Annotated in this window: 11 protein-coding genes; 9 read left to right on the top strand and 2 right to left on the bottom strand. The window is 70.3% G+C overall.

What is annotated here, in order from left to right:
- Positions 1-20: 20 nt before the first annotated feature.
- On the bottom strand, positions 21-596 hold the full coding sequence (locus ACFWJX_RS02145) for an adenylosuccinate lyase (protein ID WP_383235438.1): 576 nt from the start codon (positions 594-596) through the stop codon (positions 21-23).
- A gap of 400 nt (positions 597-996) precedes the next feature.
- On the opposite strand from ACFWJX_RS02145, the gene ACFWJX_RS02140 reads away from it, so the two are divergent.
- From ACFWJX_RS02140 to pssA, 9 genes are all read left to right on the top strand, one after another.
- Positions 997-2,802: a 3-hydroxyacyl-CoA dehydrogenase family protein gene (locus tag ACFWJX_RS02140; RefSeq protein WP_383235435.1), complete on the top strand. Its 1,806-nt coding sequence runs from the start codon at positions 997-999 to the stop codon at positions 2,800-2,802.
- A 136-nt stretch (positions 2,803-2,938) separates the two neighbouring features.
- Positions 2,939-3,751: a TetR family transcriptional regulator gene (locus tag ACFWJX_RS02135; protein ID WP_383235432.1), complete on the top strand. Its 813-nt coding sequence runs from the start codon at positions 2,939-2,941 to the stop codon at positions 3,749-3,751.
- Positions 3,752-4,174: 423 nt separating this feature from the next.
- The gene (gene ccrA / locus ACFWJX_RS02130) at positions 4,175-5,518 is read left to right on the top strand and encodes a crotonyl-CoA carboxylase/reductase (RefSeq protein WP_383235430.1); all 1,344 of its coding nucleotides are present in this window, start codon (positions 4,175-4,177) and stop codon (positions 5,516-5,518) included.
- Between the two features lie 8 nt (positions 5,519-5,526).
- Positions 5,527-7,575: a protein meaA gene (locus tag ACFWJX_RS02125; protein WP_383235427.1), complete on the top strand. Its 2,049-nt coding sequence runs from the start codon at positions 5,527-5,529 to the stop codon at positions 7,573-7,575.
- Positions 7,572-8,531 (top strand): HpcH/HpaI aldolase/citrate lyase family protein, encoded by a 960-nt coding sequence (locus ACFWJX_RS02120; protein WP_383235424.1) that lies wholly within the window; start codon positions 7,572-7,574, stop codon positions 8,529-8,531. Before ACFWJX_RS02125 ends, ACFWJX_RS02120 begins: the two co-directional genes overlap by 4 nt.
- Before the next feature lie 5 nt (positions 8,532-8,536).
- The gene (locus ACFWJX_RS02115; RefSeq protein ID WP_383235421.1) at positions 8,537-9,049 is read left to right on the top strand and encodes a MaoC family dehydratase; all 513 of its coding nucleotides are present in this window, start codon (positions 8,537-8,539) and stop codon (positions 9,047-9,049) included.
- A gap of 2 nt (positions 9,050-9,051) precedes the next feature.
- Complete coding sequence (locus tag ACFWJX_RS02110; RefSeq protein WP_383235418.1) at positions 9,052-10,257, top strand: acyl-CoA dehydrogenase family protein; 1,206 nt, start codon at positions 9,052-9,054, stop codon at positions 10,255-10,257.
- Between the two features lie 170 nt (positions 10,258-10,427).
- Entirely contained in the window at positions 10,428-11,084 is a 657-nt protein-coding gene (locus ACFWJX_RS02105; protein WP_073496205.1) for a phosphatidylserine decarboxylase, read from the top strand.
- Between the two features lie 22 nt (positions 11,085-11,106).
- Complete coding sequence (gene pssA / locus ACFWJX_RS02100; protein ID WP_383235928.1) at positions 11,107-11,925, top strand: CDP-diacylglycerol--serine O-phosphatidyltransferase; 819 nt, start codon at positions 11,107-11,109, stop codon at positions 11,923-11,925.
- Between the two features lie 163 nt (positions 11,926-12,088).
- Here the strand turns inward: pssA and ACFWJX_RS02095 are convergent, their stop codons facing one another.
- Complete coding sequence (locus ACFWJX_RS02095) at positions 12,089-13,207, bottom strand: glycerate kinase (protein ID WP_383235925.1); 1,119 nt, start codon at positions 13,205-13,207, stop codon at positions 12,089-12,091.
- Positions 13,208-13,503: the final 296 nt, after the last annotated feature.

Genomic DNA, 13,503 nt, shown 5'->3' with positions numbered 1-13,503 from the left:
CAAGCGGTCGCCCCGCCGGTTCACCGCTGCCGGGGAATCCGCGCCAGCGCCCGCACCGCCGCCTCCGCGAGGACCGGGTGGGCGAGGGCGTCGTTCAGCACGGGCCTGGCGCGGCCGTCGCCGAGACTGCCGAGACCGTCCACGCACGCGAGCGCGACCCGCCGGTAGGGGTCGTGCGGGCGCAGCCGTCGCCGCAGGGTCGTGATCAGCGCGGGTACCGCCTCGGGCGCGCGCAGCTCCACCAGGAGCCGGACGGGGTGCAGGGCGTAGGCGACGCGCAGTTCGTTGGTGGCCAGGGCGGCCGCCGCCCGTGCGGTCCGGGGATCGTCGAGGCGGGCCAGGGCGTGGGCGGCGGAGGCACAGCGGGGCGGGTCGCGGTGGTTGAGGAACAGGACGAGGGCCTCGAAGGCGCGCCGGTCCCCCGCCAGCCCGAGGCGGAACGCGGCCAGTTCCCTGGCCCACAGGGGCTGCCCCGCGGCGGTGAGCACCTCGGCGAGCGCGTCCTGGTCCCCGGTGGCCGCCAGGTTCTCGAAGGCGGGGGTTCCTCCCGACTCCTGCCGTAAGCGCTCCGTGAGCGATCGCAACTCTTCGTCCATGAAGGCGAGCCTAGAGCGGTGGTGACGGCGTCGGGAGCTACATCACAAACCCGGGGGCTGGCGCGCTCGTTACCCACCGGTTAAGCTCATACGAGCGAGTTACCCACTCGCACCCCCGTTCGTGACGGCCTGGTGACGCAGCCGCCGCGACGGAGTCGGTTCGGTACTTCAGGTACCGCTCGTACGACCCGGCCACGGGACAGGGCCGGTCGGTTCCCACCGTTCCTCGGACGTGTGCACGTCCGCAGCGACGGCCCCGGGCGTGTGCGCTCGCAGCCCGGCAACACCCGCACCGAGCACTCCTCTTCACGCACCCCCGGTGCGTCCTGGCCGCCCTTGGGGGCCGCCGGGCGCACCCGGGGCCGCTTCCAGTCGTCACCCTCATTCCTGGAGTCCCGCGATGGCCGCTCCCCTGTCCCCCGCCCCTTCCTCCGCCCTCCGGACGATCGCCGTGGTCGGTCTCGGCACCATGGGCACCGGCATCACCGAGGTCCTGGCCAAGGCCGGCCGCGAGGTGATCGGCATCGACATCAGCGAGGCCCAGGCCGCGCGGTCGCTCGCCGCCCTGGAGGCCTCCACCGCCCGCGCCGTGGAGCGCGGCCGGATCACCGGGCGGGAGCGCGCCGACGCCCTCGCCCGGGTCCGCACCTCCACCGACCTCTCGGCCGCGGCCGGCGCCGACCTGGTCATCGAGGTGGCGCCGGAGTCGTACGAGATCAAACAGCAGATCTTCCGGGAGCTGGACGGGATCGTGCGGCCCGAGGCGATCCTGGCGACCGGCACCAACGCGCTGTCCGTCACCCGGCTCGCCGCCGACTCGGCGCGCCCCGAGCGGGTGCTGGGCCTGCACTTCTTCAACCCGGCGCCGGCGATGAAGCTGGTCGAGGTCGTCTCCTCGGTGCTGACCGCCCCGGCCGCCGTCGCCGCGGTCACCGACCTCGCCCTCGAACTGGGCAAGGAGCCGGTCGCGGTCGGCGACCGCCCCGGTTTCGTCGCGGACGGGCTGCTGTTCGGCTACCTCAACCAGGCCGCCGCGATGTACGAGGCGAAGTACGCCTCCCGCGAGGACATCGACGCGGCGATGCGGCTGGGCTGCGGCCTGCCGATGGGCCCGCTCGCGCTGCTCGACCTGATCGGCGTCGACACCGCCCGGACGGTCCTGGAGGCCATGTACGCCGAGTCCCACGACCGGCTGCACGCCCCCGCTCCGATCCTCAAGCAACTCGGCGAGGCGGGCCTGACCGGCCGCAAGTCGGGCCGCGGCTTCTACACCTACGACGCCCCCGGCGGCGCGACGGTCGTGCCGGACGCCCTGACGCCCGCGGCCGGTACGTCCGGGACCCCCGGCCGTCCGGTGCGCAGCGTCGGCGTGGCCGGCTCGGGCACGATGGCCTCCGGCATCGCCGAGGTGTTCGCCAAGGCGGGCTACGACGTCGTCCTGGCCGCCCGCAGCGAGGAGAAGGCGCAGACCGCCAAGGCGCGGATCGGCACGTCCCTCGCGCGTTCCGTCGACAAGGGCCGGCTCACCGCCGAGGCCGCCGCGCAGACGCTGGAGCGGATCACCCCGGCCGGCTCCTACGACGCCTTCGCGGACGTCGATCTGGCCGTCGAGGCGGTCGCCGAGGACCTGGACGTGAAGCGGCAGTTGTTCGCGGCGCTGGACAAGGTGTGCAAGACGGGTGCGGTGCTGGCCACGACCACCTCCTCGCTGCCGGTCGTCGCGCTGGCCCGCGCCACCTCGCGTCCGCAGGACGTCATCGGCATGCACTTCTTCAACCCGGCGCCCGCGATGAAGCTGGTCGAGGTCGTCCGCACGGTGCTGACGGCCGAGGACGTCCACGCGACGGTCTACGAGGTCTGCGGCAGGATCAGGAAGCACGCGGTGGACTGCGGTGACCGTGCGGGCTTCATCGTGAACGCCCTGCTGTTCCCCTACCTCAACAACGCGATCAAGATGGTGCAGGAGCACTACGCCTCCCTCGACGACATCGACGCGGCGATGAAGCTGGGCGGTGGCTATCCGATGGGCCCCTTCGAGCTGCTGGACGTCGTCGGACTGGACGTCTCGCTGGCGATCGAGAAGGTCCTGCACCGCGAGTTCCGCGACCCGGGGCTGGCCCCGGCGCCGCTCCTGGAGCACCTGGTGGCCGCGGGCTGCCTCGGCCGCAAGACCGGTCGGGGCTTCCGCGAACATGCCCGCCGCTGACGGCTTCGGCGACCGGTCGACGGCCGGTGAGGACTGGGGCGGGCTGCTCGGAACGGCGGCCCCTTCCCTGCCCGCGTGGGGCGGGGAAGGGGCCGGACAGGCGCACCGAGCTGCGCACATGCAGTACGTTCAGGGCATGCCCCAGCCCGCCAAGTCCTCACGTACACCAGCCACGCCCGACGCGCCGGAGAGTGCCGCGGGCTCCCGCGCGGCGGCCCAGCGCCTCAAGATGCGCCGCGAACTGGCGGCCTCGGCGATGGAGCTGTTCGCGACCAAGGGGTACGAGGCCACCACCGTCGACGAGATCGCGGCCGCGGCCGGGGTCGCCCGCCGGACCTTCTTCCGCCACTTCCGTTCCAAGGAAGAGGCGATCTTCCCCGATCACGACGACACCCTGATCCGGGCCGAGGCGGTGCTGAACGCCGCCCCCGCGCACGAGCACCCGCTCGACACGGTGTGCCGCGGCATCAAGGAAGTCATGAAGATGTACGCGGCGCGGCCGGAGATCTCGGTCGCCCGCTACAAGCTCACCCGCGAGGTGCCGACCCTGCGCGAGGCGGAGATCGCGTCGGTGGCCCGTTACGAGCGGCTCTTCACCCGCTATCTGCTCGGCCACTTCGACGAGCACGCGCACGACGACGACGCCAACGACGATCCGCTGCTGGCCGAGGTCGCCGCCTCCGCCGTGGTCACCGCCCACAACCACGTGCTGCGGCGCTGGCTGCGGGCCGGCGGCCAGGGCGACGTCGAGGCACAGCTCGACCACGCCTTCGGGATCGTGCGCAAGACGTTCGGGGACGGCATCGGCGCCGGGCGGAGCATGGCCGCGGAGCGTCCGGCTCCCGCGGCGGTCTCCGCGCACGGTGAGGTCCTGGTGACGGTCGCCCGCACCGACGCCCCGCTGCACGAGGTCATGCGGACCATCGAGCAGGCGCTCAAGGAGCGCTGAACCGCCCCTCCCGACCACAGGACGCTGTGACGACGGCCACCCCACCGGGTGGCCGTTTTGGCACGTCAGAGCCCCTTTTCGCGTGGATTTCGGGACGCGTTCGATCGATCATCGCTCATTTGTTACGTAAAGATTTCATCTGAGGGGAAGTTCTGGCACTCAGTGCCTTGCGGGGTGACACGCGGTGTCATACGTTGAAGGTGTCCGGGCGGCCGGCGTGCAGAGACCTTTCGTACGTCGGCTGTCCCCGCAAGCTCATGGCTAGCGCGCCCGGACGCCTGCGTCACAGGCAACCTCCCGCGCCACAAAGCGCTGCCACACAGCACACCGCCGAACCGACGGCACACCCCCATCCACCCTCAGCAGCACCGCCGTAACCCTCAGCGCCCCTCCCTCAGGGCGCTCACCGCCGGAGGCAATACCGTGACCGTGAAGGACATCCTGGACGCGATCCAGTCGCCGGACTCGACCCCGGACGACTTCGCCGCTCTGCCGCTCCCCGAGTCGTACCGCGCGATCACCGTGCACAAGGACGAGACGGAGATGTTCGCCGGGCTCGCCACCCGCGACAAGGACCCCCGCAAGTCGATCCACCTGGACGACGTGCCGGTGCCGGAACTCGGCCCCGGTGAGGCCCTGGTGGCCGTGATGGCCTCCTCGGTCAACTACAACTCGGTGTGGACCTCGATCTTCGAGCCGGTGTCGACGTTCAGCTTCCTGGAGCGCTACGGCAGGCTCAGCGAGCTGACCAGGCGCCATGACCTGCCCTACCACATCATCGGCTCCGACCTCGCGGGCGTCGTCCTGCGCACCGGCCCCGGCGTCAACGCCTGGCGGCCCGGTGACGAGGTCGTCGCGCACTGCCTGTCGGTCGAGCTGGAGTCCAGCGACGGCCACAACGACACGATGCTCGACCCCGAGCAGCGCATCTGGGGCTTCGAGACCAACTTCGGCGGCCTCGCCGAGATCGCGCTGGTCAAGTCCAACCAGCTGATGCCCAAGCCGGGCCACCTCAGCTGGGAGGAGGCCGCCGCCCCGGGCCTGGTCAACTCCACCGCCTACCGGCAGCTGGTCTCCCGCAACGGCGCCGGCATGAAGCAGGGCGACAACGTCCTGATCTGGGGCGCCAGCGGCGGACTCGGCTCCTACGCCACGCAGTTCGCGCTGGCCGGCGGCGCCAACCCCATCTGTGTCGTCTCCAGCGAGCAGAAGGCGGACATCTGCCGGGCCATGGGCGCCGAGGCGATCATCGACCGCACCGCCGAGGACTACAAGTTCTGGAAGGACGAGCACACCCAGGACCCGAAGGAGTGGAAGCGTTTCGGCAAGCGCATCCGCGAACTGACCGGCGGCGAGGACGTGGACATCGTCTTCGAGCACCCGGGCCGCGAGACCTTCGGCGCCTCCGTGTACGTCACGCGCAAGGGCGGCACCATCGTCACCTGCGCCTCCACCTCGGGCTACCACCACGAGTACGACAACCGCTATCTGTGGATGTCCCTCAAGAAGATCGTCGGCTCGCACTTCGCCAACTACCGCGAGGCCTGGGAGGCCAACCGGCTCGTCGCGAAGGGCAAGATCCACCCGACGCTGTCGAAGGTCTACTCCCTGGAGGAGACCGGCCAGGCCGCCTACGACGTGCACCGCAACCTCCACCAGGGCAAGGTCGGCGTGCTCTGCCTGGCCCCCGAGGAGGGGCTGGGCGTGCGCGACGAGGCCAAGCGCGCGCAGCACATCGACGCCATCAACCGCTTCCGGAACATCTGAGGTCATAGATGACAGAGCGTCAGTCCTCCGGTGCCCGGAGGGAAAAGGACCGGCCGTGGTTGATGCGGACCTACGCCGGCCACTCCACGGCCGAGGCGTCCAACGAGTTGTACCGGCGCAACCTCGCCAAGGGCCAGACGGGCCTGTCGGTGGCGTTCGACCTGCCGACACAGACCGGCTACGACTCCGACCACGTCCTCGCCCGCGGCGAGGTCGGCCGGGTCGGCGTGCCGATCGCGCACGTCGGTGACATGCGCCGGCTGTTCCAGGACATCCCCCTGGAGCAGATGAACACCTCGATGACGATCAACGCCACGGCCATGTGGCTGCTGGCGCTCTACCAGGTCGTCGCGGAGGAGCAGGGTGCGGACATCACCCTGCTCCAGGGCACGACCCAGAACGACATCGTCAAGGAGTACCTGTCCCGCGGCACCCATGTGTTCCCGCCCGGCCCCAGCCTCCGCCTGACGACCGACATGATCGCGTACACGGTCTCCCACATGCCCAAGTGGAACCCGATCAACATCTGCAGCTACCACCTGCAGGAGGCGGGCGCCACCCCGGTCCAGGAGATCGCGTACGCGATGTCCACGGCGATCGCCGTGCTGGACGCGGTCCGCGACAGCGGCCAGGTGCCGCAGGAACGCATGGGCGACGTCGTCGGCCGGATCTCCTTCTTCGTCAACGCGGGCGTCCGCTTCGTCGAGGAGATGTGCAAGATGCGCGCCTTCGGCCGCATCTGGGACCGCGTCACCCGGGAGCGCTACGGCATCGAGAACCCCAAGCACCGCCGCTTCCGCTACGGCGTCCAGGTCAACTCTCTCGGACTGACCGAGGCCCAGCCGGAGAACAACGTCCAGCGGATCGTGCTGGAGATGCTGGCCGTGACCCTCTCCAAGGACGCACGCGCGCGTGCCGTGCAGCTGCCGGCCTGGAACGAGGCCCTGGGCCTGCCCCGCCCCTGGGACCAGCAGTGGTCGCTGCGCATGCAGCAGGTGCTGGCGTACGAGAGCGACCTGCTGGAGTACGAGGACATCTTCGAGGGCTCGAAGGTGATCGAGGCCAAGGTGGGCGAACTGGTCGAGGAGTCGCTCACCGAGATCGAGCGGATCCAGGAGATGGGCGGCGCCATGGCCGCCGTCGAGTCCGGCTACCTCAAGTCGCAGCTGGTGTCCTCCCATGCGGAGCGCAGGGGCCGTATCGAGTCCGGTCAGGAGAAGATCGTCGGCGTCAACGTCTTCGAGACGACCGAACCGAACCCGCTGACCGCCGATCTCGACACGGCGATCCAGACGGTCGACCCGGCCGTCGAGGCCCGCGTGATCGCCTCCCTCCAGCACTGGCGCGACACCCGCTACCAGCCGCCCTTCAACCACCCGCGCCCCTGCAAGGCGCTGGAGAAGCTGAAGGAGGCCGCCAAGGGCACCGGCAACCTCATGGAGGCCACCCTGGAGTGCGCCCGCGCCGGTGCCACCACCGGCGAGTGGGCAGGGGCCCTGCGCGAGGTGTTCGGCGAGTTCCGCGCCCCGACGGGCGTCTCGTCGGCGCCGGTGGCGGTCCCCGCCGAGGAGGGCTCGGCCATGGCCGAGGTGCGCCACAAGGTCGGGCTGACCGCCAAGGACCTCGGCGTCGGCAAGCTGCGCTTCCTCGTCGGCAAGCCCGGCCTGGACGGCCATTCCAACGGCGCCGAGCAGATCGCCGTACGCGCGCGTGACGCCGGCTTCGAGGTGGTCTACCAGGGCATCCGGCTGACGCCCGAACAGATCGTGGACGCGGCCGTCGCCGAGGACGTGCACGCGGTCGGCCTGTCGATCCTGTCCGGATCGCACGCCCAACTGGTGCCCGACGTCCTCGAACGGCTGCGTGTGGCCGGTGCCACAGACATTCCGGTGATCGCCGGTGGCATCATCCCAGGCGGTGACGCCGAACAACTGCGGGCCGCGGGAGTGGCAGCCGTGTTCACCCCGAAGGACTTCGACATCACCGGAATCATCGGCCGCATCGTCGACGAGATCCGCAAAGCGAACAAGCTCGACCCCCTGGAGGTCCCCGCATGACCGTCAACCGTCTCCGCCCGCGGCGCTCCTGCCTGGCCGTACCCGGCTCGAACCCCCGCTTCCTGGAGAAGGCACAGGGCCTCCCGGCCGACCAGGTCTTCCTCGACCTGGAGGACGCGTGCGCCCCGCTCGCCAAGCCCGAGGCGCGGCACACCATCGTCAAGTTCCTCAACGAGGGTGACTGGACGGGCAAGACGAGGGTCGTGCGCGTCAACGACTGGACGACCGAGTGGACCTACCGCGATGTCGTCACGGTCGTCGAGGGCGCGGGTCCCAACCTCGACTGCATCATGCTGCCGAAGGTGCAGAACGCCCAGCAGGTCGTCGCCCTCGACCTGCTGCTGACGCAGATCGAGAAGACGATGGGCTTCGAGGTCGGCCGGATCGGCATCGAGGCGCAGATCGAGAACGCCCAGGGCCTCAACAACGTCAACGAGATCGCCCAGGCCAGTCCGCGGATCGAGACGATCATCTTCGGCCCGGCCGACTTCATGGCGTCGATCAACATGAAGTCGCTCGTGGTGGGCGAGCAGCCGCCCGGCTACCCGGCGGACGCCTACCACTACATTCTGATGAAGATCCTGATGGCCGCACGCGCCAACGACCTCCAGGCGATCGACGGCCCCTACCTCCAGATCCGCAACGTCGACGGCTACCGCGCGGTCGCCCAGCGCGCCGCCGCGCTCGGCTTCGACGGCAAGTGGGTGCTGCACCCGGGCCAGGTCGAGGCCTCCAACGAGATCTTCTCGCCGTCCCAGGAGGACTACGACCACGCCGAGCTGATCCTGGACGCGTACGACTACTACACGTCCGAGGCGGGCGGCAAGAAGGGCTCCGCGATGCTCGGCGACGAGATGATCGACGAGGCCAGCCGCAAGATGGCCCTGGTCGTCTCCGGCAAGGGCCGCGCGGCCGGCATGCAGCGCACCGGCAAGTTCGAGATCCCGGAGGCGTGACGGCCATGCAGTTCGGACGTACGTACGAGGAGTTCGAGGTCGGGGCCGTCTACAAGCACTGGCCCGGGAAGACGGTCACGGAGTACGACGACCACCTCTTCTGTCTCCTCACCATGAACCACCACCCGCTCCACATGGACAGCAACTACGCGGAGCACACCACGGACTTCGGCAAGAACGTCGTCGTCGGGAACTACGTCTACTCGCTGCTGCTCGGCATGTCCGTCCCGGACGTCTCCGGCAAGGCGATCGCCAACCTGGAGATCGAGTCGCTCAAGCACGTGGCGCCGACCTTCCACGGCGACACGATCTACGGCGAGACGACCGTGCTCGACAAGTGGCCGTCCAAGTCGAGGAACGACCGCGGCATCGTCCACGTCGAGACCAAGGGCTACAAGCAGGACGGCACGCTGGTCTGCGTGTTCCGCCGCAAGGTCATGGTGCCGACGGAGACCTACATCAAGGAGCGCGGCGGCGAGCAGCCCGGCCGCCCCCAGCTCAGGGAGCAGGAGAAGTAGTCATGGCGCGACTCGCCCAGACCGCCGGTCTGACCGACGTCCAGCAGGAGATCCTCGCCACGGTTCGCGACTTCGTGGACAAGGAGATCCTCCCGGTCGCCACCGAACTGGAGCACCGCGACGAGTACCCCCAGGCGATCGTCGACGGCCTGAAGGAGCTGGGCCTGTTCGGCCTCATGATCCCGGAGGAGTACGGGGGTCTGGGCGAGTCGCTCCTGACGTACGCCCTGTGCGTCGAGGAGATCGCCCGCGGCTGGATGTCCGTCTCCGGCATCATCAACACGCACTTCATCGTGGCGTACATGCTCAAGCAGCACGGCACGCAGGAGCAGAGGGACCACTTCCTGCCGCGGATGGCGGCCGGCGACATCCGGGGCGCGTTCTCCATGTCGGAGCCGGGTCTGGGCTCCGACGTCTCGGCGATCACCTCCAAGGCGGTGAAGGACGGCGAGGAGTACGTCCTGAACGGCCAGAAGATGTGGCTGACGAACGGCGGTACGTCCTCCCTGGTGGCCGTTCTGGTGCGAAGTGACGAAGGACACCCGGAGGGGACCGCGCCGCACAAGTCGATGACGACCTTCCTGGTGGAGAAGGAGCCCGGCTTCGGCGAGGTCCGCCCCGGCCTCACCATTCCGGGCAAGATCGACAAGATGGGCTACAAGGGCGTCGACACCACCGAGCTGATCATGGACGGCCTGCGCGTTCCCGCGAACCGCGTGCTCGGCGGGGTCACCGGCCGCGGTTTTTACCAAATGATGGACGGTGTGGAGGTCGGCCGCGTCAACGTCGCCGCGCGTGGCTGCGGCGTCGCCCAGCGCGCGTTCGAGCTGGGTGTGAGCTACGCCCAGCAGCGCCACACCTTCGGCAAGCCGATCGCCCAGCACCAGGCGATCCAGTTCAAGCTGGCCGAGATGGCTACCAAGGTCGAGGCCGCCCATGCCATGATGGTGAACGCCGCACGCAAAAAGGACTCGGGGGAACGAAACGACCTTGAGGCAGGGATGGCGAAGTACCTCGCCTCCGAATACTGCAAGGAGGTCGTGGAGGACGCCTTCCGGATCCACGGCGGCTACGGCTTCTCCAAGGAGTACGAGATCGAGCGCCTCTACCGCGAGGCCCCGATGCTGCTCATCGGTGAAGGAACCGCCGAGATCCAGAAGATGATCATCGGCCGCAGGCTGCTCGAAGAGTATCGATTCCAGGGCTAGATATCCGGTTGGGGGTGTTTTCTTCGAGAAGAAGATCACACCCCGTCAACCAGCTCCCGCCATCGACTCGGCTTTCCGGCTTACCCAGTTGCGGCCCCGAACCGCTACGATCGCGGGAAAGCCGCCGTCCCCCCGTCGAAGCGCGGCATCATTCGCTACGAAGGTCATCCATGCCCCACAGCCAAACCTCTGCACCTCGCGACAGCCTGGCCGGCGTACGCCTTGCGCGCGGAGCATCGCCGTGGCTCCTCCCGACCGTCGCCACCGCCGCCGTCAGCCTGGTCCGCGCCCGCCGCTCGGGTGTCGCCAAGGCCGTCGCCGTGCCCGCCACCGCTCTCGCGGCGGGCATGCTGTGGTTCTTCCGCGACCCCGAGCGAGAGATCGCGTCCGGCAGGGTCATCTCCCCCGCCGACGGTGTGGTGCAGAGCATCATGCCGTGGAAGGACGGACGGACCCGCGTCGCGATCTTCATGAGTCCGCTCAACGTCCACGTCAACCGCGCCCCACTGGCCGGCACGGTGACGTCGGTCGAGCACATCCCGGGCGGGTTCGTGCCGGCCTTCAACAAGGAGAGCGAGAACAACGAGCGCGTCGTCTGGCACTTCGACACCGAACTCGGTGACATCGAGATGATCCAGATCGCCGGCGCCGTCGCCCGCCGCATCGTCCCCTACATCCCCGAGGGCACGAAGGTCGAGCAGGGCGAGCGGATCGGCCTGATCCGCTTCGGTTCACGTGTCGACATCTACCTGCCCGAGGGCGTGGACGTCGCGGTCGAGGTGGGGCAGAAGACTGTGGCAGGGGTGACTCGCATTGACCGTGATTGACCCGGAGACCCAGACGGGCTGGGTGCCCGAGGCCGACGAGGTGGACGAAGAGGAGGAGATGCCTCTCTCGCTCCGCCTGTCGATAGCGGACACCCTCACCCTCGGCAACGCCACGTGCGGCTTCATGGCGGTGTACTTCACCACCACCGGCATCCTCATCCCGCACCTCACCGACAGCCAGGAATCCGGCATGGCGCGCAACAGCGCGGCCACGGCGGTCATCCTGATGCTGTGCGCGGCGGTCTTCGACCTGTTCGACGGCCTGGTCGCGCGCAAGCTGCGCTCGTCGCCGATGGGCGCGGAGCTGGACAACCTCTCCGACCTGATCAGCTTCGGCCTGGCACCGGCGTACTTCGTCCTCGTCTACGGCATGGTGGCGGACGACGCCTACCAGCGAGTGGCCGCGGTCGGGGCGATCGTCGTCCTGTTGGCGGTCGTGCTGAGACTCGCGCGCTTCTCCTGTGTGACACCGACGAACGGCATGTTCCAGGGCATGCCGTCCCCGTTCGGCGCGCTGACGGTCGTCTCGATCGTGCTGCTGGAGCTGCCCTTCGTGGCGACGCTCCTCGCCATCCTGGGCACCGCCTGGCTGATGGTGAGCCGGGTCGAGTACCCGAAGCCGCGGGGCCGCCTGGCCGGCGCGATGCTCGGCTGGATCGTGCTGTCGATGGGACTGCTGACCGCCTGGGCCTTCGACGCCCCCGGCGGCCAGCTGCTCCTCCAGACGGGCTGCGCGCTCCAGCTGGTCATGGGCGCGGTCATCCCGCTGTTCGCCACGGCCCGCCGGGTGAACAACTTCCGCGACAACCGGCGTGAGGCGCGGGCGGCGCAGCTGCCGTAGCCCTCGCACCACCGACGGGTGTGGCCCGAGCCCTCGCGGCTCGGGCCACACCCGTTTCGGACGGACCGACGTCCGGTCGGGGCACCTCTGCCCAGGTCAGGTCAGCCAGGTCCTCCGGTCCGGTCCGGTCTGGTCCGGTCCGGTCCGGTCCGGTCCGGTCCGGTCACGTCAGGAAGTCGCGCCCGATCCGCTCCGCGACCCGCTCCAGGATCGGGCCCGCCTCGGCGATGCACTTCGCGATGTCCGGCTCGGCGTCCGTGAGCGGATAGGCCCGCCGGATCCCGGCCCGGCCCAGGGCCTCCGGCGGCAGCGCGAGACGGCCGCACACCGCGACGACCTCCTTGCCGGCCGCGCGCGCGGCCGCGGCGACGCCCGCGGGCGCCTTGCCGTGCAGGGTCTGCTCGTCGAGGGAACCCTCACCGGTGATCACCAGCTCGGCCCGCTCCAGCGCGGGCGCGAACCCCAGCACGTCGAGCATGACCTCGATGCCGGCGCGGAACCGCGCGCCGAGCAGCAGAGCGCCGTACCCGATGCCGCCCGCGGCACCCGCTCCGGGCGCGGCGGCGTACTCGGCGGCCCGCGGGCCGACCGAGGTCTCCAGCACCTTGGCGAAGTGCGCGAGCGCCGCGTCCAGCGCCGCCACGTCGTCCGGGGAGGCGCCCTTCTGCGGGCCGTAGACCGCCGGTGCGCCCTTCGGACCGGTCAGCGGGTTGTCGACGTCGCTGGCCAGGACGAGTTCGACGGAGGCGAGGCGGGGGTCGAGGCCGGTGAGGTCCGCGCTCGCCAGGTCGGCGAGGCCGCCGCCGCCCGGCGTGACGGGCTCGCCGTCCGCGTCGAGGAAGCGGGCGCCCAGCGCGGACAGCATGCCCGCACCGCCGTCCGTGGTGGCGCTGCCGCCGACCCCGAACACGATCGTCCGGACGCCCGCGTCCAGCGCCGCCCGCAGCAGTTCCCCGGAGCCGTACGTGGAGGCCGTCAGCGGGGCGAACACGCCGGCCGGCAGCCGTTGCAGTCCGCTGGCCTCGGCCATCTCCACGACGGCGGTGTCGCCGCGCAGCGCGAACGCGGCGGTGACCTCCTGCCCGAGGGGACCGGCGACCCGTACCTCCCGGCGCTCGAATCCGGCCGCGACCGCCGCGGCCACGGTGCCGTCACCGCCGTCGGCGACCGGCAGGGCCTCCACCTCGACCTCCGGCAGGGCCCGGCGCAGTCCGGCCGTCACCCGCTCGGCGACCTCCACGGCCGTCAGCGAGCCCTTGAACTTGTCCGCGGCCACGAGCACCCTGCGAGTGCCCTGCGCTCCAGCGTCCGCCACTTGCATCCCCTTGCTCTCCGGGCCCACGCACATCGGGGCCAGTCGCGCCGCTGTGACCTTAACCGGAGGACGCCCCCGCCGTCATGCCCTGTCCGCGCCGTGAACAGCGGCAAAGGCGCTGCCTACGGACGTGAGCGCGCCCGGGGCGGGGGCGGGCGGAGGCTGGGCGGGGGGGGGGGGGGAGCGAGGGCTGGGCCGGGGGGGGTGGGCGGGGGCTGGGTCCGGCGCGCGGGGCCGGCCGCCGCGGAAGCAGGGCGCGAGGC

Source organism: Streptomyces sp. NPDC058335, assembly GCF_042723915.1.
GTDB lineage: Bacteria > Actinomycetota > Actinomycetes > Streptomycetales > Streptomycetaceae > Streptomyces.
Note: the sequence above shows the minus strand (reverse complement) of the source record. Positions and strands in the feature narration are given on the sequence as shown.